Origin of the sequence: Streptosporangium sp. NBC_01639 (assembly GCF_045209755.1) — a bacterium.
Taxonomy (GTDB): domain Bacteria; phylum Actinomycetota; class Actinomycetes; order Streptosporangiales; family Streptosporangiaceae; genus Streptosporangium.
Window position 1 is genome coordinate 1422143 of the sequence record NZ_CP109272.1, and the last position, 22561, is coordinate 1444703.

The 22561-nt window shown below is 69.8% G+C and carries 21 protein-coding genes; 15 read left to right on the top strand and 6 right to left on the bottom strand.

What is annotated here, in order from left to right; genetic code table 11:
- The first annotated feature begins 35 nt into the window (after nt 1–35).
- Together OHA77_RS06365 and asnB are read left to right on the top strand one after the other, a co-directional pair.
- On the top strand, nt 36–1178 hold the full coding sequence (locus tag OHA77_RS06365; RefSeq protein ID WP_406316804.1) for a glycosyltransferase: 1143 nt from the start codon (nt 36–38) through the stop codon (nt 1176–1178).
- On the top strand, nt 1166–3070 hold the full coding sequence (gene asnB, locus OHA77_RS06370; protein ID WP_406316805.1) for an asparagine synthase (glutamine-hydrolyzing): 1905 nt from the start codon (nt 1166–1168) through the stop codon (nt 3068–3070). Before OHA77_RS06365 ends, asnB begins: the two co-directional genes overlap by 13 nt.
- Nucleotides 3071–3191: 121 nt before the next feature.
- Here asnB and OHA77_RS06375 read toward each other — a convergent pair whose 3' ends face one another.
- Together OHA77_RS06375 and OHA77_RS06380 are read right to left on the bottom strand one after the other, a co-directional pair.
- The gene (locus OHA77_RS06375) at nt 3192–4109 is read right to left on the bottom strand and encodes a methyltransferase domain-containing protein (protein WP_406316806.1); all 918 of its coding nucleotides are present in this window, start codon (nt 4107–4109) and stop codon (nt 3192–3194) included.
- Nucleotides 4102–5415, bottom strand: coding sequence for an O-antigen ligase family protein (locus OHA77_RS06380; protein WP_406316807.1), 1314 nt, complete (start codon nt 5413–5415; stop codon nt 4102–4104). Before OHA77_RS06380 ends, OHA77_RS06375 begins: the two co-directional genes overlap by 8 nt.
- Nucleotides 5416–5617: 202 nt before the next feature.
- On the opposite strand from OHA77_RS06380, the gene OHA77_RS06385 reads away from it, so the two are divergent.
- Complete coding sequence (locus OHA77_RS06385; RefSeq protein ID WP_406316809.1) at nt 5618–7093, top strand: polysaccharide biosynthesis tyrosine autokinase; 1476 nt, start codon at nt 5618–5620, stop codon at nt 7091–7093.
- A 79-nt stretch (nt 7094–7172) separates the two neighbouring features.
- Here the strand turns inward: OHA77_RS06385 and OHA77_RS06390 are convergent, their stop codons facing one another.
- Entirely contained in the window at nt 7173–8372 is a 1200-nt protein-coding gene (locus OHA77_RS06390) for a helix-turn-helix domain-containing protein (RefSeq protein WP_326821591.1), read from the bottom strand.
- Nucleotides 8373–8745: 373 nt separating this feature from the next.
- Here OHA77_RS06390 and OHA77_RS06395 point away from each other — a divergent pair, with 373 nt between their 5' ends.
- The 8 genes from OHA77_RS06395 (at nt 8746) to OHA77_RS06430 (ending at nt 16901) form a co-directional block, all read left to right on the top strand.
- Nucleotides 8746–9534 carry an ABC transporter ATP-binding protein gene (locus tag OHA77_RS06395; RefSeq protein WP_406319771.1) on the top strand — a complete coding sequence of 263 codons (789 nt, stop codon included), beginning with the start codon at nt 8746–8748 and terminating at the stop codon, nt 9532–9534.
- Between the two features lie 23 nt (nt 9535–9557).
- On the top strand, nt 9558–10388 hold the full coding sequence (locus OHA77_RS06400; protein ID WP_406319773.1) for an ABC transporter ATP-binding protein: 831 nt from the start codon (nt 9558–9560) through the stop codon (nt 10386–10388).
- Nucleotides 10385–11275, top strand: coding sequence for a branched-chain amino acid ABC transporter permease (locus OHA77_RS06405; RefSeq protein WP_406316811.1), 891 nt, complete (start codon nt 10385–10387; stop codon nt 11273–11275). The genes OHA77_RS06400 and OHA77_RS06405 overlap by 4 nt, the downstream gene beginning before the upstream one ends.
- On the top strand, nt 11268–12386 hold the full coding sequence (locus tag OHA77_RS06410) for a branched-chain amino acid ABC transporter permease (protein WP_406316813.1): 1119 nt from the start codon (nt 11268–11270) through the stop codon (nt 12384–12386). The genes OHA77_RS06405 and OHA77_RS06410 overlap by 8 nt, the downstream gene beginning before the upstream one ends.
- Nucleotides 12383–13657: an ABC transporter substrate-binding protein gene (locus OHA77_RS06415; protein WP_326821587.1), complete on the top strand. Its 1275-nt coding sequence runs from the start codon at nt 12383–12385 to the stop codon at nt 13655–13657. The genes OHA77_RS06410 and OHA77_RS06415 overlap by 4 nt, the downstream gene beginning before the upstream one ends.
- Nucleotides 13658–13808: 151 nt before the next feature.
- Nucleotides 13809–15227 carry an aminopeptidase P family protein gene (locus OHA77_RS06420; RefSeq protein WP_406316814.1) on the top strand — a complete coding sequence of 473 codons (1419 nt, stop codon included), beginning with the start codon at nt 13809–13811 and terminating at the stop codon, nt 15225–15227.
- A 59-nt stretch (nt 15228–15286) separates the two neighbouring features.
- Nucleotides 15287–16204: a hypothetical protein gene (locus OHA77_RS06425; protein WP_406316815.1), complete on the top strand. Its 918-nt coding sequence runs from the start codon at nt 15287–15289 to the stop codon at nt 16202–16204.
- Nucleotides 16205–16262: 58 nt separating this feature from the next.
- Entirely contained in the window at nt 16263–16901 is a 639-nt protein-coding gene (locus OHA77_RS06430) for a phosphopantetheinyl transferase-like protein (RefSeq protein ID WP_326821584.1), read from the top strand.
- Here the strand turns inward: OHA77_RS06430 and OHA77_RS06435 are convergent.
- On the bottom strand, nt 16851–17834 hold the full coding sequence (locus tag OHA77_RS06435; RefSeq protein ID WP_406316816.1) for a cation diffusion facilitator family transporter: 984 nt from the start codon (nt 17832–17834) through the stop codon (nt 16851–16853). The genes OHA77_RS06430 and OHA77_RS06435 overlap by 51 nt on opposite strands.
- 109 nt (nt 17835–17943) lie before the next feature.
- Here OHA77_RS06435 and OHA77_RS06440 point away from each other — a divergent pair, with 109 nt between their 5' ends.
- The 4 genes from OHA77_RS06440 to OHA77_RS06455 all read left to right on the top strand — a co-directional run bounded on the left by OHA77_RS06440 (nt 17944) and on the right by OHA77_RS06455 (nt 21407).
- Nucleotides 17944–18534 (top strand): malonic semialdehyde reductase, encoded by a 591-nt coding sequence (locus OHA77_RS06440; protein WP_406316817.1) that lies wholly within the window; start codon nt 17944–17946, stop codon nt 18532–18534.
- 99 nt (nt 18535–18633) lie between these two features.
- Nucleotides 18634–19098, top strand: coding sequence for a MarR family winged helix-turn-helix transcriptional regulator (locus tag OHA77_RS06445; protein ID WP_326821581.1), 465 nt, complete (start codon nt 18634–18636; stop codon nt 19096–19098).
- Between the two features lie 60 nt (nt 19099–19158).
- Nucleotides 19159–19836, top strand: coding sequence for an LppX_LprAFG lipoprotein (locus tag OHA77_RS06450; RefSeq protein ID WP_406316819.1), 678 nt, complete (start codon nt 19159–19161; stop codon nt 19834–19836).
- Nucleotides 19833–21407: an MFS transporter gene (locus tag OHA77_RS06455; protein ID WP_406316821.1), complete on the top strand. Its 1575-nt coding sequence runs from the start codon at nt 19833–19835 to the stop codon at nt 21405–21407. Before OHA77_RS06450 ends, OHA77_RS06455 begins: the two co-directional genes overlap by 4 nt.
- Before the next feature lie 107 nt (nt 21408–21514).
- Here OHA77_RS06455 and OHA77_RS06460 read toward each other — a convergent pair whose 3' ends face one another.
- Together OHA77_RS06460 and OHA77_RS06465 are read right to left on the bottom strand one after the other, a co-directional pair.
- Complete coding sequence (locus tag OHA77_RS06460) at nt 21515–21736, bottom strand: RICIN domain-containing protein (RefSeq protein ID WP_406316822.1); 222 nt, start codon at nt 21734–21736, stop codon at nt 21515–21517.
- Between the two features lie 95 nt (nt 21737–21831).
- Nucleotides 21832–22386: an RICIN domain-containing protein gene (locus tag OHA77_RS06465; RefSeq protein ID WP_406316823.1), complete on the bottom strand. Its 555-nt coding sequence runs from the start codon at nt 22384–22386 to the stop codon at nt 21832–21834.
- Nucleotides 22387–22561: the final 175 nt, after the last annotated feature.

A 22561-nucleotide genomic window follows, 5' to 3' on the forward strand; every position in this document is an offset into this window, starting at 1 on the left:
AGATCGCGTACGTGAAGAGTAGTCGCAGGGTGATCTTGTCTACTGAACCGGCACCTATCGGACCCCGCCGCGTCGTGCTCCTGATCGGGCAACTCAAAGTAGGCGGCACCGAAAAACAGGTCTTCCTCCTGGCCACCGGCCTGGCCCGCAACGGCGTAACCGTCAACGTCGTAACCCTGCACTCCGACGGCCCCTACCGCGACGCCCTGGAACTCGCCGGCATCCCCGTCCACAACGCCAGATTCACCGGCCTGTCGACAGGACCACTGGCCCTTCCCCGCAACCTCCTCGCAGCCGCCCGCCTCACACGACTCATACGACACCTCAGACCAGACGTCCTGCACGCCTTCCTTTACCACGCCTACGTCGTCGGCGCACCGATCGCCTGGCTCGCCCGCGTACCCGTCGTCATAGCAGGACGACGCAGCCTGAGCGTCTTCAAACGGGTCCGATACGGCAGCTACACACTGGAACGCCTCTCCACCCGGCTGACCCGGCACATCGTGGCCAACGCCGCAGCCGTAGCCCAAGACGCCAAAAGAGTGGAAGACCTCCCCCCAGAGAAAATCAGCGTGATCTACAACGCGCTGCCCGAATCGGCGTTCCTGCCCACCACCCCGGCCCCCATCGCCACCGACCTACCGATCGTGTGCTCGGTGGCCAACCTGAAGACACACAAAGGACACCGCTGCCTCATCGAGGCCATCGCCCTGCTGGCCACCCGAGGCACCCCCTGCACCCTGGTACTCGCCGGCGAAGGACCCGAACGCGACGCCCTGACACGCCAAGCGGCGAACCTGGGCGTAGACCTACGCCTCCTGGGCCTTCGCCGAGACATCGAAGCCCTGCTGCACCGGGCATCGGTAACCGTCCTCGCCTCCCTCCACGAAGGGATGAGCAATGCGATCATGGAGGCGATGGCGGCAGGCAAACCGATCGTCGCCACCGCGGTGGGCGGAACCAGCGAGCTGCTGAACGGACGCGGCCTGCTGGTCCCACCGGAAAACCCGCAAGCGCTGGCCGACGCCCTGGAACACGTACTGCACGACCCCCACCTGAGCGCCTTCCTCGGCAACGCCGCACGAACCTGGGCACTGGACAACCTCACCCACGACTCCATGATCGACCGGCACCTGGACCTGTACCGGCGACTGCTGGAGGAGCGATGTGCGCGATAGCCGGCGCCGTCTGCTCGACCGGAGTCGATCCCCAAACCGTCCGCGACATGTGCGACACGATCGCCCACCGTGGCCCCGACGGCGACGGCCTGCACGTGGAACCCTCAGCCGTACTCGGCACACGCCGCTTGGCCATCATCGATGTGCCCGGCGGCGACCAGCCCGTCTACAGCGAAGACGGCATGATCGTCGCAGTGTTCAACGGCGAGATCTACAACTTCGCCGAACTACGCGCCGACCTGCTGGCCAAAGGGCACCGCCTGAGCACCAACGGCGACTCCGAATGCCTGGTCCACCTCTACGAAGAACACGGCGACGACCTCGTCCACCGCCTGCGCGGCATGTTCGCCTTCGCCCTATGGGACGGCCGCAAACGCAGACTACTGCTGGCCCGCGACCGGGTCGGCAAAAAACCGCTCTACTGGGGGATACGCTCCGGCTCACTGCGCTTCGCCTCCGAACTGAAGGCACTGATCAGCGACCCGCGCTGGCGCGGCGAGATCGACCCGGTGGCCCTGCACCACTACCTGACATTCCAATACGTACCCGCCCCCTGGTCGATCTTCGAGGGCATCGCCAAACTCCCACCGGCCTCGACCCTGGTATGGCAGCACGGCCAGGTGCGCATCGACCGCTACTGGCGACTGGACGCCACCCCCCGCCCCGCCGCCACCACCGAACAGGAAGCCGAACGACTACGCGAACTGCTACTGGAGACCACCCGGCTACGCATGACCGGCGAACGCCCCATCGGCGCCTTCCTGTCAGGAGGAATCGACTCCTCCGCGGTCGTCGCGGCGATGGCCCGGCAATCCTCCCAACCCGTCCGCACCTTCTGCGTCGGCTTCGAAGAAGCCGCCTTCGACGAGCGAGAACACGCCAAAGAAGTGGCCGCCCTCTACGGCACCGACCACTGCGAACTCCTCCTCCCCGCCACCCCGCTGGACGTACTGCCCACCCTGGCCTGGCACTTCGACGAACCATTCGCCGACTCCTCAGCGATCCCCACCCTCCTGCTCGCCCAAATGAGCAGCCAGAAAGTGACGGTGGCACTCAACGGAGACGGCGGGGATGAGTCCTTTGGCGGCTACCGCCGCTACGCGCTGATGCAGCAGGCCTCCCGGCTACGGGTCCCGCCGATGGTCTGCCCGCTGCTGGGCGCCGCAGGCAGGAACCTGCTGGCCCGCTCACGTCAGGGAACCCTGCTACGCAAAGCAGGATGGGCGATGGAACTGGCCGGGTTAGCGACACCCGACCGATACACACGCCTGATGTCCTACTTCACCGAAAAACAAAAAAGAGAGCTCTACACCCCAGAGCAGCGCACCCGGGTGGAGGGCATCCACAGCGCGACCATCATCGAGCGGGCCTTCACGACGTCATCGGCCGGCTGCGACCTCACCCGGGTCATGGACGTCGACGTCAACACCTACCTGCCCGGCGACCTGCTGGTGAAAGCCGACATCAGCACGATGGCCTACTCACTCGAAGCCCGCTCCCCCTTCCTGGACCACGTGCTGATGGAATGGGCCGCGGGCCTGCCCGGCGACCTGAAAATCCGCGGCCAGACGACGAAATACCTCCTCAAACACGCCCTGGCCGGCTGGCTGCCCGCCCACCTGCTCCACCGCCCGAAAATGGGCTTCGGGGTGCCGCTGGCCTCCTGGCTCAGGACCGGGCTGCGCCCCCTGGCCCATGACCTGCTCACCGACGCCACCGCCCGGGAACGGGGAATCTTCGATCCCCGGATCGTCGCCCGTCTGCTCACCGAACACGCCGGCGGCCGAGACCACGCCAACCGCATCTGGGCCCTGATGCAGTTCGAGCTCTGGCACCGAACCCACCTGCCCCTGCAACCAACCGAACAACCGACTGCAGACGGCCAGTATTAGCGGACCCCTGCGACTTCCTCCATCCCGTGCAGGGCCGTGTTCGGGTGTCGCGGGGTGTGCTCTGGCGTCCACGGTCGCCTATACGGCGCTCGCGGCAGCCCAGGTGGGCTGGTTCGTGCACTCAACGGGAGTGCCCGTGCGCCGGCTCCGCCCGGGCGCCGCCGAGGTGCGCGAGATCATCTGCCGGCTCCGCGGGCTCCTGCGCGCCGGCTGACCCGCCCGGCCTGCGGAGCACGTACTGGTTGCAACCGAGTCCGCCTCCGCACGTCTGGAGATACAGCAGACCGAGGTCGTGCCTGCGTGCCCGGGCGAGGACCTGCTCGGGCTTGGAGACCTCGAACGGGTAGCCGCCCACCCAGTCGAGCATGTCGTGCCGGCGCGACATGCCCCGGGGCCGGGCAGGCGCGGAACGGTTCCGGCCGGGGAGCAACCCCATGACCTTGATCAGGGGCCACGCCCGGTAGATGTACGCCGAACTACCGGCGATCAGGGCGCCGCGGACCACCGGTCCCGACCGGTTGTAGCGCCGCTTCACGGCCGTCCAGATCCGGCTTTCCCGGCCTTGGTCGTTGTAGAGCGAGACGAACAGCAGCCCATCGGGGGCGACGAGTCCGACGGCGGCGTCGAAGGCGTCCCACATGGCACCGGTGTGGTGCAGGACCCCCCAGGCGTAGACCACGTCGAAGGTCCCCAGCCGGGCGAGGTAACCGCCGTCCAGGATCGATCCCTGCTCGATCGTCCATGACGCCTCGGGAGCGAAGGCGCGCCGCAGCCGCAGAGCGGACTCCACCGCTTCGGCGTCGAAGTCGAAGGAACGCACCCGCGCTCCCAGGCGGTGCGCGGCGAGGGAGAACAGACCACTGCCACAGCCCACATCCAGGAAGGTGCGCCCCGCGAGGTCCTCGACACCCAAGGCCGCTCGCAGCGAGTCGATCGCGTGCCGGATGCGGCTTTCGTCGACGAGGCCGGTGAAGGACTTCCAGTTGCGGCCGAAGGCGAACCGGTCACCCCGCTGGACCTGAAGAAGGTTGTCATCCATCGCTGTCTCCTGCCATGTGCCGCGCGCCGTGCGCGGTGATGTCCGGTGAGCCGTCACGCACTGTCTCCCGACGCCGGGCCCCGAGCAGCGCCCCCAGGCAGACCCAGAACTGCGTACTGGCCATCAGGTTCGACAACGTGTTGCCGAACAGCAGCACGACCGCGTAGGCCACGATCCCCCCGGCCAGGATGTGCTCGTACGCGCCCGCGGCCCGCCGGACCGCCCGGCAGACGAGCAGCACCAGCAGCAGCGCCGAGACGACGCCGCTCTCGGCGGCCAGCCGAAGGTAGTCGTTGTGGGTGTTGATGAAGATGCCCAGTTGCGGAGAGCGAGCGGCCTGCTCGGGAAAGGTGCCGTACCCCATCCCGCGCAGCGGGTATTCAGCGGCCATCCTGGCGGCCAGGACGGCTGACTGCGCTCTGACATCGTTATTGCGCTCCAGTTCGGCGGCACCGCGGATGCCGCTGCTCACATTGAGCCCCCCGGGCACGGTGGCGGCCAGCACCGCCACGACCGCGATCGCCGACGCGAGCAGCAATCGAGCCGAGCGCGAGCCGCGCAGCAGCACGATGGCCGCCAGGCCGGCCACGACCGCGAACACCGCCCCCCGCGAATCGGTGGCGGCGACTGTGACCAGCGCCACCGCGCCGGGAACCGCCCATAGCAGGGCACGCCGCAGCCAGGCCATGGCGAAGGACACCACCATGGGCAAGACCAGCAGGCTCCCCAGGTAATTGGGGTTCAGTCCGAACCCCTGCAGCCGGGTCCCGTCATGGGCATCACCGATGAGCAGCGCCGCCACCGCAACGACCATGCCCGACAGCGCGACCACCGTCAGCAGTCGCTCCGCGGAAGACGGTGCGGCGGCGCAGACAGCTGAGATCATCAATCCGGCCGTCACCTGCGTCATGTCATGCAAAGCCAGGTGGCCCGGAGCCCCTTGCCCGGCGGGAAAAACCCAGCTGACCACCAGCAGCAGGACCAGCAACGCCACAATCACATGCTCAGAGCCGAACCTGACCTGCGCGGGGAAACCCAGACACATGGCGGCCGTCACGAGTGCCAGCAGCGGGGCGCACCACCAGGGCAGCCCGGCCATACCGCCGATGACGGCCAACGGTGCTATGAGCAGGCCGCCGCGCCATGGGCGCCGCACCAGCGCGAGCCCGCAGGGTGCGAGGACCGCTGCGGCCGCCAGCCATGGGTACCTCACCATTGCGGTGACGAGGAAGGGCGTCATGAGTATCGCCAGCACGACGACCTGGTTCGGCGAAGGCCGTTTCAGCGGCACGATCCCTGCCAGCACAGCTGCACCTCACCGCCTCGCGCTTGCCTTGCCGCCCACGTCAATCTCGCTGCAAAGAATGAGCACGCGCAGCGTGTTGACGAAGGGCCTCCGAACGACGGTTCATAACTTATCGCAGTTGATCGATGACACTATGGAGGCAACACTGGCATAGCTAGGTGAGCAACCGGAAACAGGCGCACGAAAATGCATTAAGCACCCAATGTCCGGTATTGGCGAAATGGAGTCCCGGCCATCCTTTTCCGCCGCCGCTTCCACCGGCAAGCATTTCGAAAGACGGAGTTCCGCGGTGAATCTGCTCTCCTGCCTGTGGCTCTTGCGAAAGAACTGGCTGCTCATCGCCGGGTCGCTGATGCTGTCGGTGATGACGGCGCTGCTGCTGACCGCCGGCACGCCCTCGACCTACGCCGCGAGTGTTTCCATGCTGGTTTCGGCCAGCAACCAAGAACGCGGTATGTCCACCGCCTATCAGGCAGCTCTGCTCTCCCAGCAGCGCATGCAGTCGTATGCGAGCCTGCTCACCAGCAGGAGGGTGATCCAGGCCATCGTCAAGGGCGAAGACGTGGACAAATTGCGGGAGAATGTCAAGGCCGAAGCCGTACCCGATACCGTGCTGCTACGCGCCACCGTCACCGACGGTGATCCCCACCGGGCGGCGCGGCTGGCGAACTCCCTCAGCCAGGCCTTCGCGCAACTCATCGACGACCTCGAACGCCCCGCTCGATCCTCCGGCGGAGCAAAAGTGAGCATCTCGGTAGTCGACCAGGCGCAGGTGCCGTCAGTGCCGATCAAACCGCAGCTGTCGATCAACGTAGCTCTGGGCGCGCTGGTCGGCCTGACGGTCATCGGGGGCGCGATCATCTTGAAGGATCGGCTGGACACGACGATCCGGACTCCGCAAGCGCTCCGGCAGGTCACCACGGTGCCGGTCCTGGGTGAGATCGGCCATGAGCGCGGCGCCCGGCGAAACCCGCTGATCACCGAGCAGAGCAGCCCCTCCACCCGGGCCGAGGCTTTCAACACGCTGCGCACGAACCTGCAGTTCATGAATGCCGAGCACAGGCCTAGATCGCTGGTGGTCACCAGTTGCCTGTCCGGAGAGGGCGTATCCTCGGTCTGCAGCAACCTCGCCATCGTCTTGGCCGAGGCGGGCTTGCAGGTGACCCTCGTCGACGGTGACCTGAGACGGCCGAGTATCGGCGAATACCTGAAGATCAGCAACCGGCCCGGACTGACCGACGTACTCGTCGGCCGGGCCGGGACGTCCGCGGTGATGCGGCAACGGGACGTGCCCGCGGGCCGGCTGTCCATCCTGCCCAGCGGGCCGCTGCCGACCAACCCGAGCGTGCTGCTCGGCTCCCCGCGAATGCGCCTGCTGATCGACGAACTCGTCGGCACCTGCGACATCGTGATCATTGATACACCGCCGCTATTGCCGGTAACCGACGCGGCGACGCTCGCGGCAAGCTGCGACGGGGTACTCCTCGTGGCCGGGTGCGGCAGGCCCCGTCGGCAAGACATGGCACACGCACTGGACCTGCTCTCCTCCGTCGGCGCTCGCCTGGTGGGGACCGTGCTGAACTTCGCCCCCGACCGCCGCGGCAACGCTCGCGACTACCCCTCCTGCGTCCCTGTGGAACCTGACCTGGACACCGTCCCCTTCGCACGAGACGTCTGAGTCAGCGAGGGCTTCGAGCAACGGCCCAGGAACTGAGTGAAACGTCCGGTAAGCACCGGCGGCCGCAAAGAAGACGCCCTCAGGTGAGGGGCAGCAGCCGTACCGCGTCGAGGGCCAGGGCGAGTTCCACGATGTCCAGCGGGCGGGCCAGGGAACGCCCGGTGAGCTGCTCGATGCGGCGGATCCGGTTGAAGACCGTGTTGCGATGGCAGTACAACTGCCCGGCGGCGCGTATCGCGGAGCCCTCGCAGCGCAGCCACGCCTCCAGGGTGCCGAGCAGCACCTCCCGGTCGGGCGGGTCGAGGGCGAGGATGGGCCGGAGCACGGCGGCGCTGAGGTGGCCGGCCAGCTCGGGCTGGCTCACCACCAGCGCCGCGGGCAGCCGGTCCTCCAGCCGGGCGATCTCCGGCCCCTCCCCCGCACAGGTCCGCAGGGCGAGCTCGGCGAGCCTGCGGGCCCGGCCCAGCTCGGCCAGTCCCTCGACCACCGGGCTGATCCCGGCGCAGCCGGTGACGTGCGGGCGCAGCTCGCGGGTCAGGTCCTCCATCCCCGCCTCGTGGAGCAGGACGACCGCGACCTCGTAGTCGGGGCGCATCCGCCACAGCAACCGCATCACCCCCAGGGCCGTCGGACGGGCGGCGTCGTCACGGTGGTCGTGGCGGCCCGGCAGCCGGGTGATGACGACCGCGTAGCGGCCGAGTTCGGGCAGGTCCAGCGCCGCGGCGGCGCTGCGGGTGAGGAAGGTGTCGGCCCGGTCCTCCAGCAGGGCGTCGAGCAGCGCCTGGACCCGTTCGGCTGTGCGGCCGAACATCTCGGCCTCCCGGCTGCGGTAGGCCTCGGCGGCGGCGACCGCCTGCCGGTCCACGGCGTGCCAGACCTTGGTGGCGCTCCGGATCAGCACCGGGATGCTGTCCGGCTCCTCCTCGGCGACGACTCCCACCAGCCCGTCCCACATCACCTGGGCGGAGACGCGGTAACTGCGCAGCAGCGAGTCCATCGGCAGGCCCTGTTCGGCGCGGCGCCGGGCGGTCGACTCGGCCTGCTGCAGGTCCCGCCGTTCCGCGAGGGGCAGCAGGATCGCGCCGATGCCGACGCGCAGGGCGTCGTACACGCTCTGCCAGTGGTCGTCGGTGGGCACCATCCGGCGGTATGCCTCGTCGGTGTCACGCGTCCTGGTGACCAGCTCGTCGGTGAGCTCAGGGAGCCGCTGCAGCAGTCGGGCGGCGGCCATGCGCATGACCCTGCGCACCTCGTCGTCGGCGGTGGAGCGGATCCCCATCGGACAATGGTGTCAGCCGCACACCCAACAGAACAGGGTTCTGTTCTGTTTCGTGATCACACGCTGTGCTGACGCACAACCGGCACCGGTCCCTCATGGGCGCGGGCCCCGACTTCACCTCCGCCTATGGACTCTGGTGAATCACCCGGATTAGGTGCGTTCATCGGTCCTCAGGAGGCATGTGCAACTCCTCCGCTCACCCAAAAGGAGTGGCTTCTCGTTTCCCTCGGCCGAGGTACGCGGCGGCCCATCCCCGACCGTTTCGAACGGAAGAACCATAACAGTGAAGCGATTCACCCACCGGGTAGATCCAGCAGCTCATCCGCCAGGTGGCAGGGATGCCCACGCCCCTCCACCGCCCGAGGACTCCGGGCTGGTCGTCAGGGAACTGGCGGTGAACTACGGACCGGTGACCGCGCTGCGCGGGATCTCGCTCAGTGTCCCGCGCGGTTCGATCGTCGCGGTGCTCGGCGGCAACGGGGCCGGCAAGTCCACCTTGCTGCGCGCCGTCTCGGGCACGCTCAGGTTCCACCGGGGCGGGATCGCGGCGGGCGAGATCGTTTTCGACCGGACCCGGCTGTCGGGGGTGGCCGCCTCCGCCGTGGTCGGCCGGGGCGTCGTCCAGGTGCCCGAGGGACGCAGGATCTTCGCGCGGATGACCGTGGAGGAGAACCTGCGGGCCGGGGCGCTGGGGGCGCGCGACCGCCGGGCCGCGGCCGAGGCCAAGGAGGGCGTACTCGCGCTCTTCCCGGTGCTCGCCGAGCGCGCCCGGCAGCGCGCGGGGCTGCTGTCGGGCGGCGAGCAGCAGATGCTCGCCATCGGCCGCGCGCTGATGGCGAGGCCGAGGATGCTCCTGCTCGACGAGCCCACCCTCGGTCTGGCCCCGATGATGGCCGCGCGGATCGCCGACACCGTCCGTGAGATCAACGCGCGGGGGACGACGGTGCTCCTGGTGGAGCAGAACGCCGCCATGGCCCTCTCCCTGGCCTCCCACGCGTACGTGCTGGAGGTCGGCGAGGTGGTCCTGTCCGGCGCCGCCGCCGATCTCGCCCGGAGCGACGAGGTGCGCCGCCGCTATCTGGGGATCGAGGACGAGGACGAAGGCGTCTCCCCGGCAGGACCGGCCGCCGGGCGCCCGGTGCTGGCGAGGTGGTCGGCGTGAACGACACATACCAACCGGACGGTATGAACACCGCCGGCCCCACGCCCGAAACCCCGGACACCGTCTCCGCCCCCCGGCTGGAGGTCAGGGAGCTGACCGTGCGCTTCGCCGGGCTCACCGCGCTGGACGCGGTCGGCTTCACCGTCGAACCCGGCAGCGTCCACGCGGTCATCGGACCCAACGGCGCGGGCAAGTCGACCTGCTTCAACGTCCTGTCGGGGGTCTACCGGGCGACCTCGGGCAGCGTGCGGTTCGGGGAGGCGGAGCTGACCGCCCTCGCGCCGCACCGCATCGCCGCCCTGGGCGTGGCCCGCACCTTCCAGAACATCGCCCTGTCGCCGCACCTGTCGGTGCGCGAGAACCTGATGCTCGGCCGGCACCGGCTGACCCGCGCCGGATTCGTCGCAGCCGGGCTGCGGCTGCCGTCGGCACGGCGGGAGGCCAGGCGGCACGGCGACCGGGTGACCGAGATCGCCGCCTTCACCGGCCTCGCCGAGCGGCTCGCCACCCCGGTCGGGCTCCTGCCGTACGGCGTGCAGAAACGGGTCGAACTGGCTCGGGCCCTGTGCATGGAACCGCGGCTGCTCCTGCTCGACGAGCCGGTGGCCGGCATGAACGGCGGCGAGCGCCGCGACATGGCCGAACTGATCATCGCTGTCCGGGAGAGCCTCGGCATCTCGATCCTGCTGGTCGAACACGACATGGGAATGGTCATGCGGCTCGCCGACACGGTGACGGTCCTGGACTTCGGCAGACGGATCGCCGACGGGCCGCCCTCCGAGGTGCAGAACGATCCCGAGGTCATCCGCGCCTACCTCGGTGCGGCGAGCGAGACAGGGGAGGACACTCCGTGATCACTTTCCTGGAGCTTCTGGCGAACGGGATCTCCGTCGGCGCGGTGTACGCGCTGATCGCGCTCGGATTCGTCATCATCTTCAAGGCGACCGAGGTGGTCAACTTCGCCCACGCCTCGCTGCTGCTGGCCGGCGGCTTCGTCGTCGCGAAACTGCATCCGGTGATCGGTTTCTGGGCCGCCCTCCTGCTCGGCGTCGCCGGTGCGGCCGTGCTGGGCGCCCTGATCGAGTTTCTGATCATCCGCCGGGCGAACGCCTCCTCCCACAGCGTCCTCGCGATCGTGACGATCGGCGTCGACATCGTGCTGACCACCGAGCTGACCCGGCAGATCGGCACCGACGTGCTCGCCCTGGGCGACCCGTGGCGTGACCGGGTGGTGCATCTGGGGGCCGTCGGCATCGCGGAGACCCGGCTCGTCGCGCTCGGCGTCGCGGCCGCCCTCATCACCGCGTTCCTGCTCGCGTTCAAGTACACCGGCTGGGGTGTCGCCATGCGCGCCACCGCCGAAGACCCCGAGACCGCCGCACTGATGGGCGTGCGGCGCGGCCGGGTGTCGATGGGGGCCTGGGCGGTCGCCGGGGGCCTGGCCGCCGTCGCCGCACTCTTCCTGTGCGTGTTCCCCACGCCGGGCCTGGACCGCAGCACGACGTTCGCCGCCATGAAGGCGTTCCCCGCGGCGATCCTCGGCGGCCTGGACTCCACCACGGGGGCACTGGCGGGCGGTCTGATCATCGGGGTCACCGAGACCCTGATGAGCGGCTACCAGAACGACCTGACCTTCCTCGGCAGGGGCGTCGGCGACGTCGCGCCGTTCCTCGTGATGATCGTGGTCCTGCTGATCCGGCCCGCCGGGCTGTTCGGGACGAGGGAGCTGGCACGTGTCTGACAGATGGGCGAAAGTCCTCACCTGGTCGGCGGTCCTGGCCGTGGCGGTGGCCGTGCCGTTCTATCTGGAGGGCTTCTGGCTGCAGGCGGGGCTCTTCTCGATGTCGGCGGCCGTGGGGGCGATCGGCATCAACCTGCTGACCGGCGCCACCGGCCAGCTGTCCATGGGGCACGCGTTCTTCCTCGCGGTCGGGTCCTACTCCTACGTCTACTTCTCCTCCGCTCCCGAGCACGGCCTGGGCGGCCTGGGCCTGCCCACCCCCGTCGCGGCGGTGCTGGCGGTACTCGCCGCGGGTGTCGCCGGGGGCGTGTTCAGCCCGATCGCCGGCCGGCTGAAGGGGGCCTACCTCGGCATCGCCACCCTCGCGCTGATCTTCCTCGGCCAGCATCTGCTGTTCAACGCCGCGCCCGTGACGGGCGGCTACAACGGCCGTCCGGTCCCGCCCATGGAGCTGTTCGGGCTCGTCTTCGCCGACTCCCCCGCGCTCGTGGTGGCCCAGGTGCCGTTCGGCGCGCTGGAACGGCTGTGGTTCCTGGGCCTGGCGGTCCTGGTCGGTGCGGCGCTGTTCGCCCGCGGAGTGCTCGCCGGGCGCCCGGGACGGGCCATGAACACCATCCGGGACCACGAGATCGCGGCCGGGGTGATGGGCGTCCCGGTGGCCCGCTACCGCGCCGGGGTGTTCGTGCTGTCGTCGATGTACGGCGGGCTGGCCGGCGTCCTGCTCGCCCTGGTCTTCCAGCGGACCGTGCCGGACTACTTCGGCATCCTGCTCTCCCTCGACTACCTCGCCATGATCGTCATCGGCGGGCTGGGCTCGGTCGCGGGCGCGGTGATCGGCGCCGTCTTCGTCTCGCTGCTGCCGCAACTGCTGACCCGCTACAGCGACGCCCTCCCACTGGTGGCCGAACCGGGCGCGGGCGGCGTCTCCCCCGCCGAGGCCGCCCGGATCCTGTACGGCGCGGCCGTCGTCGTCATCGTCCTCTTCCTGCCGGGCGGTCTGGTCAGCCTGACCGGCCGGCTGCGCCACGGCGTGAACCGCCGGATCGCGTCCCTGTCCGCGGCGAGGCAGCCCTCTCCGAACCCGTCCCCCCGACACAAGGAATCGACATGACAATCGCAAGCACCTCCTGCCGGCGGACCGCGGCGGTGGTCCTCCTGGCCCTGGCGGTCACCTCGTGTGCCAGCGACAAGGCCACCGGGGGCGCCCCCACCGCACCGGCCGTCGGCGGCGACGGGGTGAAAACCGGCCCCGGCGTCACCGCCGACACGATCACCCTGGGGCTCATGACCGACCTCACCGGCCCCTACGCCTCGTTCGGAAAGAGCCTGACCCAGGCGCAGCAGCTCTACTTCGAGCAGGTCAACGCGGATGGCGGGGTGTGCGGCCGCAAGCTCGCGGCCATCGTGCGCGACCACGGTTACGACGCGCAGAAGGCCGTCGCCGCCTACACCGAGATCGCCCCGAAGTCCGTGGCTATCGCCCACTTCATCGGCTCTCCCATGGTCGTCGCGCTCAAGCAGCGCATCGAGGCCGACCAGTTGCTGACCATCCCGATGGCCTGGGCGACCGGGCTGCTGGGCAGCAAGGCCATCCAGGTCACCGCCACCACCTACGACGTCGACATGATCAACGGGGTGGACTTCCTGGTCAAGGAGAAGGGCCTCAAGTCCGGGGACAAGATCGGCCACCTGTACTTCGAGGGAGACTACGGCGAGAGCGCGCTGAACGGCTCCAAGTACGCCGCGGAGAAACTCGGCCTGAAGCTCGTGGAGCAGAAGATCAAGGCGACCGACCAGGACATGAGCGCCCAGGTGGCCGCCTTCAAGGCCGAGGGGGTCAAGGCCGTGCTGGTCTCGGTCGGCCCCAAGCAGACGGCCTCGCTCGTCGGCGTCTCGCTGGCCAAGGGCATGGACGTGCCGTTCGTCGGCAGCAACTCGGCCTACTCCCCGCAGTTGCTGCCCACCCCGGCCGGCCCCGCCCTGCTCAAGGACTTCTACTACATAACCGGCGGCGCCCCGATCAGCGCCCCGCTCCCGGCCATGAAGAAACTGGCGGAGGACTACACGGCGAAGTATCCCGGCCAGGTCATCGACAGCGGGGTCGCCACGGGTTACTCGGCGGCGGCGATCGTCGTCGACGCGCTGAAGAAGGCCTGCCAGGGCAAGGACCTGAGCCGCGCCGCCGTCGTCGCGGCCCACCGCACCCAGTCCTCCTGGGGCGGCGACTACGGCACGGTGATGGACTTCAGCGTGTTCGACAAGCCCGCCTCGCGTTCCTCCTTCGTCCTCAAGCCGGACAAGGAGGCGCTCGGCGGTGCCGTGATCTTCAAGGAGGCGGCGATCTCCGATCTGGCCAAGGACTACCCGGTGCCGGTCGGCTGATCAACGGTCCGGGGTACGGCTCGCACCGGCCGGGAGGGAGGGTGCGAGCCGTACGGGCCCGGCGCGGGAGGACGGGCCGTGAGTGGGGTGCGAGCCGTACCGGCCAGCGATAGCGTGTGAAATACCACGCATCTTCGCTCTCGGGGACACCATGACCGACAAGCTCAACACCGGCAGCCACGACCTGCCGGTCTCCGAGGCCCTCGCCTCGTTCATGGAGACCGGCTGGGCCGACACCCGCCGCGACGGCCTGACCGCGCTGCCGCTGGCCTCCTACACCGCCAAGCGCCGCGCCGCGCTCGCCGCGCGCTTCCCCGGCGAGCGGCTGATCATCCCCTCCGGCACGCTCAAGTCCCGCAGCAACGACAGCGACTACCGGTTCCGGGCGCACAGCGCGTTCACCTACCTCACCGGCGATCAGGAACCGGACAACGTCCTGGTCATCGAACCGTCCGGGTCCGCCACCCTGTTCCTGCGACCGCGCTCGCCGCGCTCGGCGCCCGGAACGGCCGGGCAGGAGTTCTACCGGGACCGCCGCTACGGCGAGTTCTGGGTGGGTCGCCGCCCCGACCTGGCCGAGGCGGAGGCGCTCTACCTGATCGACTGCGCGGCCGCCGACCGGCTCGACGAGGTGCTCGGCGGACCCGCACGGGTGCTGCGCGGGGTGGACGCCTCGGTGGACGCCCGGGTCGCACCGCACGACGGGGACGGCGAACTGGAGGCGTTCCTCTCCGAGATGCGGCTGATCAAGGACGAATGGGAGATCGCCGAGCTGCAGTTCTCGGTGGACGCGACCACGCGCGGGTTCGAGGACGTGGTGCGGGCGCTGCCCGCGGCGCTGGCCCACCGGCGCGGCGAGCGCTACCTGGAAGGGGTCTTCGGTCTCCGGGCCCGCCTGGAGGGCAACGCGGTCGGCTACGACAGCATCGTGGCCTCCGGCGCCCACGCGTGCGTGCTGCACTGGATCCGCAACGACGGGCGGCTGAACGGCGACGACCTGCTGCTGCTCGACGCGGGTGTGGAGACCGACAACCTCTACACCGCCGACATCACCAGGACACTGCCGCTCTCCGGCCGGTTCAGCCCGGTCCAGCGCCAGGTCTACGAGCTGGTCTACGAGGCCCAGAGCGCGGCCATCGCCGTCCTGAAGCCCGGCGCGAGGTTCCGCGACTTCCACCGGACGGCCATGCGGGTCATCGCCGAGGGCCTGTACGACTGGGGTGTGCTGAAGATCGGCCCCGATGAGGCGATGGAGACCGACAGCGGGCTGTACCGCCGCTACACCCTGTGCAGCAGCGGCCACATGCTCGGCATGGACCTCCACGACTGCGCCAGGGCCCGCTCGGAGGTCTACCTGGACGGCGTGCTGGAGGAGGGCCAGGTGCTCACCGTCGAACCCGGCCTCTACCTCCAGCCGGACGACCTGACCCTCCCGCCGGAGCTGCGCGGCATCGGGGTGCGCATCGAGGACGATCTCGTCATCACCGCCGACGGCGCCCGCCTGATGTCGGCCGGGCTGCCCCGCCACCCCGACGAGATCGAGGGCTGGTTGGGCGCGCTCTCCGCCTGATCGGCGCTTCGCGGGCAGCCTGCGAAGTTCGTACCGCGGGTTGACGTGCTGATGGAGACGTGGCGGGGAACACTCCCAAGAGGGCGGCCGACCTGGCCGAGCCGGCGCCGGCCCCGAAGGTGAACAGCGAGTCCGCGGTCACGGGCCGCGGGCCGCGCCGCCGCGAACAGGAGCAGCAGGTGAGCCCAGTCCCTCAGGAGCCCGAGGAACCCCTCAGGGGGGCGGGCTCGGCTCGCGGCCGGATCCCCGAGGACGGCGGAGAGCCCACCGAGCCGAACTCCGTCGCCGCGGCGGCTGTCCGGGCGGCCCTGGACCGGGCCGCCGCGAACCGGGCCATCGCAGACCGGGCCATCGCAGACCCGGCCGCCGGCGGGGACGGAGGCCGGGGTGGGCCCCGCGCGGGGCCCACGGTGTGGCGGCGCAGACTGCTGGACGCGGCCGCGGCCACCGCGCTCGCGGCGGCCGCGACGGTCGCCGTGCTCCAGTGGACGACGGCCGATCGCCTGGCCGGGGAGGAGGCCGAGCGCGGTGCGGTCTTCGCGCGAGCGCGTGAGTTCTCCATGGCCCTGCAGACCTACGACTACTCCGACCTCCAGGCCTATCGCGACCAGATCCTGGCCATCTCGGACGCCGACTTCGAGAAGGTCTACGACGAGGCGTTCGGCCCGCTGGAGAGCGTGATCACCTCGATGAAGGCGAACTCGTCCGCCTCGGTCAGAGGCGTCTACGTCGCCGAGGTCGCCCGGGGCAGGGCGAAGGCGATCACCGTGGTGGACTCCCAGGTCACGAGCACAGCGGGCACCCGGCGCATGCTCGGCACCTATCTGGAGCTCGGTCTGGTCAAGGCCGGCGGCCAGTGGAAGATCAACGACGCGACCGTGATGGGCACGGCCGACGAGCTGATCACCGACCCCCAGGGCAGGACGGTGGAACCGGCCGCCACCCCCTCTCCGAACAGCACCGAGCAGGACGAGTAGCCCAGAACGCGGGCGGCAAGACCCCCGCAGACGCCGCCGGACCGCCTAATCTGGATCAATGCGCGATTGTCTGGTGATGGCCGGCGCCACCGACGAGATCCACACCCCCGCCGACATGGATCTCCTGACCGGGATCGAGCGTGACCGCGCGGCGAAGTTCCTCCGGGAGAGCGACCGGCGTGACTTCGTGGCGGCCCACCTGCTGGTACGGCGGTGCGCGGCCAAGGTCGTCGGCGTTCCCGAGGACCGGCTGACACTGCTCCAGCACTGCGACCGCTGCGGGCCCGGGCACGGCAAGCCGTACCTCGCCGAGGTTCCCGAGCTCGGCGTCAGCCTGAGCCACTGCAACGGCTACGTCTGCGCGGCGGTGGGCCCGGGACGGGTCGGCGTGGACGCCGAGCGCGTCCCCGGGGGCCCGCTTGACGAGGCCCTGGTGACGCACGCCCTGGCCCCGGTGGAAAGACCCCTGGTCCGCGACAACGAGGCACTGATCCGCTTCTGGGTCCGCAAGGAGGCGCTCATCAAACGGGGTGAGCTCACCATGGACGACCTGCGCACGACGGACCTGTCCGAGCTCCCCCTCGACGGGGACGGGCTCCGCCGCCTGGAGTGGGAGGGCAGGCACCTGCTGGAGTGGCGGACCGGCTCAGGCGTCGCGGTCTGCGTCGTCACCGACCATCCGGCGACCCTGGGCTGACCTTCCGGGGGTCGGGTCGAGGAACACCTGCGAGATCGACGGGAAACGCTCACCGAGCCTGCGTTCCACCTGGTCGGCGGCCCGTTCCAGGGCGGCTCCCGTGGTGTCGTCGGCGAAGTCGACGCGGGCGGCGACCAGCACCTCGCTCGGCCCCAGCATCATGGTGAGCAGTTCCACCACGGCGTCGACCTCGGGCTGGGCGAGCAGCTCGGCTCTGATCTCCTGCTCCATCCGCAGGGGTGCCGCCTGCCCGATCAGCAGGGACACGTTGGTGCGGATGAGGTTGAGCGCGACCCCGAGCAGCAGCAGGCCGATCACCACCGAGGCGACGCCGTCCCAGAGCGACGAGCCGGTCAGCTGGTAGGCCAGCAGGCCGCCTGCGGCGATCAGCAGGCCCACCAGGGCGGCGGCGTCCTCGAAGAGCACGGCCTTGAGCGCCGTGTCGGAGGTCTTGGCGACGTAGCGCTGCGGGCTCACCCTCAGCCGCCTGGCCTCCCCGCGCACCTGCGACAGCGCCTTGAGGAACGAGATTCCCTCGATCACGAACGAGACCGCGAGGACCACGTAGGAGATCCTCAGATCGGCGAGCTCCTCACCGTGGCTGATCTCGTGCAGGCCATGGGTGATCGAGAATCCGGCTCCGCCGATGAGCGTGGCGAAAGCGGCCATCAGCGCCCAGAAGAACCCGGCCATGCCGTGTCCGAAGGGATGCCGGGAGTCGGCGGGATGGTCGGCGCGGCGCACGGCGACGAACAGCAGGACCTCGGTGACCGTGTCCGCGGCCGAGTGCATCGCCTCGGACAGCATCGCCGACGAACCGCTGATCAGACCCGCGACCAGCTTGGCCACCGCGATCGCGAGGTTGGCCAGCCCCGCTACGATCACCGTGCCGACGCTCTCCGACCCGGACTTTTCTCCTGTTTCCTCCACCACTCGATCACTGTACGCGCCCGTGCCGTGTGTCCCGCGGCCTCCTGGAATAGTTGAACGTTCACCCAGGTTGAGAGAAAAAACAGCCCATAAGACGCAAAAAGGATTAATGATGACTCTGGCTCTCTCCTCCGACGCCCAGAACCTCCTCTTCCGTGATGCCCGTACGGCCAACACCTTCACCGACGAGCCGGTCGGCGACGATCAGGTCCAGGCGATCTACGACCTGGTCAAGCACGCCCCCACCGCGATGAACCAGCAGCCGCTCCGGATCGTCCTGGTCCGCTCCCCCGAGGCCCGCGAACGCCTGGTCGGCCTCATGTCCCCGGGCAACCAGGCCAAGACCGCCGCGGCCCCGCTGGTCGCCATCCTCGCCGCCGACCTGGACTTCCATGAGGAACTCCCCAGGGTCTTCCCGCACGCCACCGGCGTCAGGGAGATGTTCGCCGGCGACGAGGCGAAGCGGATCCAGTCCGCCAGGTTCAACGCGACCCTGCAGGTCGGCTACTTCATCCTGGGTGTCCGGGCCGCGGGTCTGGCCGCCGGTCCGATGGCCGGCTTCGACGCCGCCGGCGTCGACAAGGAGTTCTTCGACGGCGCCCACACCGTGCTGGCGGTCGTCAACATCGGCAGGCCCGGCGAGAACGCCTGGCGCGACCGCCTGCCCCGGCTGGCTTACGACGAGGTCGTCACCACCGTCTGAGGTAGGTTCTGGTCCATGGACCGGGAGCGGACCCATCATGGGAAGAGCAGCGGCCGACCGGCCGGAACCGCCCGGCTGACAAGGAATGGTGAGCGACCAGTGAACGATGAGGAGCCGCGCTGGCTCACCTCGATCGAGCAGCGGACCTGGCGTGCCCACCTGGCCGCGCACAAGCTTCTGGAACACCGCCTCGACCGTGAGCTGCACCCCTTCGGGCTCTCCGTCAACGACTACGAGATCCTGGTCAACCTCTCGGAGAGCCCCGATCACCGCATGCGGATGAGCGATCTGGCGGACGCCACGATCCAGTCGCGCAGCCGCCTGTCCCACCAGATCTCCCGGATGGAGGCGGCGGGGCTGGTGGCCAGGGAGAACTGCCCGGACGACCGGCGCGGCACCTTCGCCGTGCTCACCGAGCACGGCTGGGCCACCATCCAGAAGGTCGCGCCGCACCACGTGTCCAGCGTCCGGCAGCACTTCATCGACCTGCTCACCGACGACCAGCTCCACGAGCTGGAGAAGGCCTACACCCCCGTGGTGAGCCACCTGAAAAGCCTGCGGTGAAGCGAAACCGATACCGACGAGTCCTCCCCTAGCCGGCCGGGCGGTCGCTACCATCCGCCCATGCCTGTTCGCCGGATCCTCCTCGCCGCGGTGGTCGCCGCGCTCTCCCTGATCACCGCGTGCGGCGGCGGTGCCGCCGACGGCAAGGCGGCACTGCCCGGCGGGGCCGAACTGGTCAAGAAGTCGGCGGAGGCGATGCGGACCGCCACATCGGCCGCCTTCACCATGGAGACCGAGGGCACGCCGCCGGTGCCGGTCAAGAAGGCCACCGGCCGCCTCAACGGGACCGGCGACGCCGACGGCACCATCCAGATCGACCTGGCGGGCAGCCTCCAGGAGATCAGCTTCGTCGTTCTCGGAGAGGTCGTCCACTTCAAGGGCGTGACCGGCGGATTCCAGAAGATGTCGCGGAGCGAGCTGGCCGCGATCTACGATCCCTCGGCCATCCTCGACCCCGACAGGGGCGTCGTCCAGCTCATGACCAACGCCCTGGACCCCAGGACCGAGGCCGAGGAGAAGGTGGACGGCACCGACGCCTACCGGGTCGCGGCCACCCTCTCCCAGCAGGTCCTCGCCGGTCTGGTGCCGGGGATCGCGCAGAGCGTGAACAGCAGGCTCTGGATCGACAAGGCCACCAGCCGCCTGCTCAAGGCCGACCTGCCGCTGAACGGCGGCAAGGTGATCGTCTCCTTCCACGACTACGACGTGCCGGTCCGGGTCACCGCGCCGGCGGAATGACCGAGCACGTGGCGCGGCCCGCCGCCGACCGGCCCCGTCCCCCGTCCCGGAGCGGCCGGAGGAGCCGGCGGACGGCCCTCGGCGCCGGCGGCACAGCGGTGCTCCTGGCGGCCCTGGACGCCTACGTCGTGGTGACCGTCCTCGTCGACATCGCCAGGGACGTCGACGTCCCGGTGAACCACCTGGAGCGGGCCACCCCGATCATCACCGGTTTCCTGCTGGGCTACATCGCTGCCATGCCACTGCTCGGCGGACTCTCCGACCGGTACGGCAGGCGCCCGCTGATCCACCTCTGCCTGGCGGGCTTCGCGGCCGGCTCGGTCGTCACCGCGTTGGCCGGCACGGTTCCCTGGCTGGTCGCCGGGCGCGGCCTGCAGGGCGTCGCGGGCGGCGCGCTGCTGCCCATCACCATGGCCATGGCCGGAGACCTGTGGGACGAGCACGACCGCCCGACGGCCCTCGGCGCCATCGGCGCGGCCCAGGAGCTCGGCAGCGTGCTCGGCCCCCTGTACGGCGCGGCCCTCACCGCCCTGGTGCCCGCGACGCTGCGTCTGGGCGGCGTCCAGCTCGGCGGCTGGCGGTCGATCTTCTGGCTGAACCTCCCCCTCATCGTCCTGGCCGCCGTCGCCGTACAGCGGTCCGTACCGCCACCGGCGCGTGCCCCGGGTCGCGCAGCCCGCGTCGACCTGGTCGGCGGCCTGCTGCTGGCCCTCGCCCTGGGCCTGCTCGTGGCCGGGCTCTACAACCCCGACCCGAGCAGGTCGGTCCTCCCGGCGTGGGGCCCGGCCACGATCGCGGCCGGGGTGGTGGCCGCCCTCGCGTTCCTCTGGTGGGAGCGGCGGTCCCCGACCCGGCTGATCGACATGGCGGGGGTGCTGCGCGGCCCGTTCTTCGCCTCCCTCGGGGTGAGCTTCCTGACCGGCGCGGCGCTGCTGGTCACGCTCGTGGACGTGCAACTGTCCGCGCAGACCCTGCTGGGGCTGGGGACGCTGGACGGGGCGCTGGTGCTGTCCCGTTTCCTCGTCGCCCTCTCGGTGGCCGCGCTGCTGGGCGGGGTCATGGCCCGCCGGTACGGCGAGCGGGCGGTGGCGGTGGCCGGGCTGGCGCTCGCCACGGTCGGCTACGCCCGGATCGGCCAGTGGCCCCTCGGCCTGGCCGGCGCCGGGCATCGCATGGACGTCGACCTCGTCGTCGCGGGCCTCGGCCTGGGACTGGTGATCGCCCCCGTCTCCTCCGCGGTGCTGCGGGCCGTTCCGGCCGTCCAGCACGGCGTGGCGTCCGCGGCCGTGGTGGTGGCCCGGATGATGGGCATGCTGCTCGGCGTCGCCGGACTGTCGGCTTGGGGTTTCCACCGGTTCCAGGCGCTCACCGCCGACCTGGACACACCGCTGCCGTTCGGCGTGGACCCCGCCGTCCACGCCCGGCGGCTGGCCGAGTACGGTGACCGGGTCCGCGCCGCCCTGCACACCGAGTACAGCGAGATCTTCCTGATCACCGCCGCGCTGTGCGCGGTGGGAACAGTGGTGGCTCTGCTGCTCCCACGGGGGTCCCGGAGAACGGATACGGGCTGACCCGGCCCGCAGATTCCGGCTCCCGGCGGCGGGAGACGCCTACCGGCGGGACGGCGTCGACCTGCGAGGAGATCCGGACCGACCCGGGTCGGGCGGAGACCCTGAGCTCAGGTGAGCCGCCACTCCTGATTCCGCCGGCCGGTGACGCAGGCCCACTGTCTGACGTTGACGCCGTCCTGCGTGCCGGCTCTTTGTACATCCAGGCATTTACCGCTGTGCCGAGCCACGAGGGCGAAGTAGCCGCCTCTCCCCTGAAGGAGATACCACTGCTGAAACGGGAGCGCACCGGCCGGCCGATCCGTCACGGCGTGGTCGACGTCCGTGGCCATGACGAACCCCCTGAGAGCGCAGTCGGGCGACCAAGGACAACGCCCGTCGCTTCCACGGCCCGGGCCCGAGGTGTGAACGGTGCGGAGCCACCGGATCAGGCGAGTCGCCACTCCTGGTTGCGCTGGTGGTACAGGCAGGTCCACTGCTGGACGTTGGCACCGTTCTGCCTGCCGACAGACGCCACGTCCAGACACTTTCCGCTGTGCCGGGCCACCAGGGTGAAGTAACCGTTGTCCTGCTGAACGAGTTTCCACTCCTGGTTGCGCTGGTGGTACAGGCAGGTCCACTGCTGGACGTTGGCCCCGTCGCTCATGCTGACAGCCGAAACGTCCAGGCACTTGCCACTGTGGGTCGCCCGCAGCGTGTAGTAGCCGCCGTCGGTCGCCACCAGGTTCCACTCCTGGTTGGCCTGTCCGTCAATGCAGGTCCACTGGTGGACGTTGGCCCCCTGCTCCAGGCTGACGCCCGACACGTCCAGGCACTTTCCGCTGTGCCGGGCCACCAGGGTCGCGGTGAACTTGGCCCTAAGCCCCTCCGGCCGCGCGGCGGACGCGGCGTCCGCCGCGTCCGCCGCAGACGTGACGGTGAGCGGACCGGCGAGCAGGGCGGCGACCAGGGCCATGACCTGGCCGGCAGGAACGAGTTTCATCGAATCTCCTGAGCATCGCTGAAAGATCAACAAGCCCTTGGTAACACGCGCCACTCGATGAACGAAGAATCACGCTCTGTAATCGAAGTCGTGTCGCACCTCAGCCTCCCGCGCCGGCCCGGTCGCCCCGATGACGGATCACCGCACGTCGCCGCCGTGCGACAGAGACCGGAAA

Excerpts from the sequence above, each read along its gene's own strand:
- asnB (WP_406316805.1), top strand. The coding sequence starts at position 1,166 with ATGTGCGCGATAGCCGGCGCCGTCTGCTCGACCGGAGTCGATCCCCAA.
- OHA77_RS06375 (WP_406316806.1), bottom strand. The coding sequence starts at position 4,109 with ATGGATGACAACCTTCTTCAGGTCCAGCGGGGTGACCGGTTCGCCTTC.
- OHA77_RS06385 (WP_406316809.1), top strand. The coding sequence starts at position 5,618 with ATGTCCGGTATTGGCGAAATGGAGTCCCGGCCATCCTTTTCCGCCGCC.
- OHA77_RS06390 (WP_326821591.1), bottom strand. The coding sequence starts at position 8,372 with ATGGGGATCCGCTCCACCGCCGACGACGAGGTGCGCAGGGTCATGCGC.
- OHA77_RS06400 (WP_406319773.1), top strand. The coding sequence starts at position 9,558 with ATGAACACCGCCGGCCCCACGCCCGAAACCCCGGACACCGTCTCCGCC.
- OHA77_RS06415 (WP_326821587.1), top strand. The coding sequence starts at position 12,383 with ATGACAATCGCAAGCACCTCCTGCCGGCGGACCGCGGCGGTGGTCCTC.
- OHA77_RS06420 (WP_406316814.1), top strand. The coding sequence starts at position 13,809 with ATGACCGACAAGCTCAACACCGGCAGCCACGACCTGCCGGTCTCCGAG.
- OHA77_RS06430 (WP_326821584.1), top strand. The coding sequence starts at position 16,263 with ATGCGCGATTGTCTGGTGATGGCCGGCGCCACCGACGAGATCCACACC.
- OHA77_RS06440 (WP_406316817.1), top strand. The coding sequence starts at position 17,944 with ATGACTCTGGCTCTCTCCTCCGACGCCCAGAACCTCCTCTTCCGTGAT.
- OHA77_RS06450 (WP_406316819.1), top strand. The coding sequence starts at position 19,159 with ATGCCTGTTCGCCGGATCCTCCTCGCCGCGGTGGTCGCCGCGCTCTCC.
- OHA77_RS06455 (WP_406316821.1), top strand. The coding sequence starts at position 19,833 with ATGACCGAGCACGTGGCGCGGCCCGCCGCCGACCGGCCCCGTCCCCCG.
- OHA77_RS06460 (WP_406316822.1), bottom strand. The coding sequence starts at position 21,736 with ATGGCCACGGACGTCGACCACGCCGTGACGGATCGGCCGGCCGGTGCG.
- OHA77_RS06465 (WP_406316823.1), bottom strand. The coding sequence starts at position 22,386 with ATGAAACTCGTTCCTGCCGGCCAGGTCATGGCCCTGGTCGCCGCCCTG.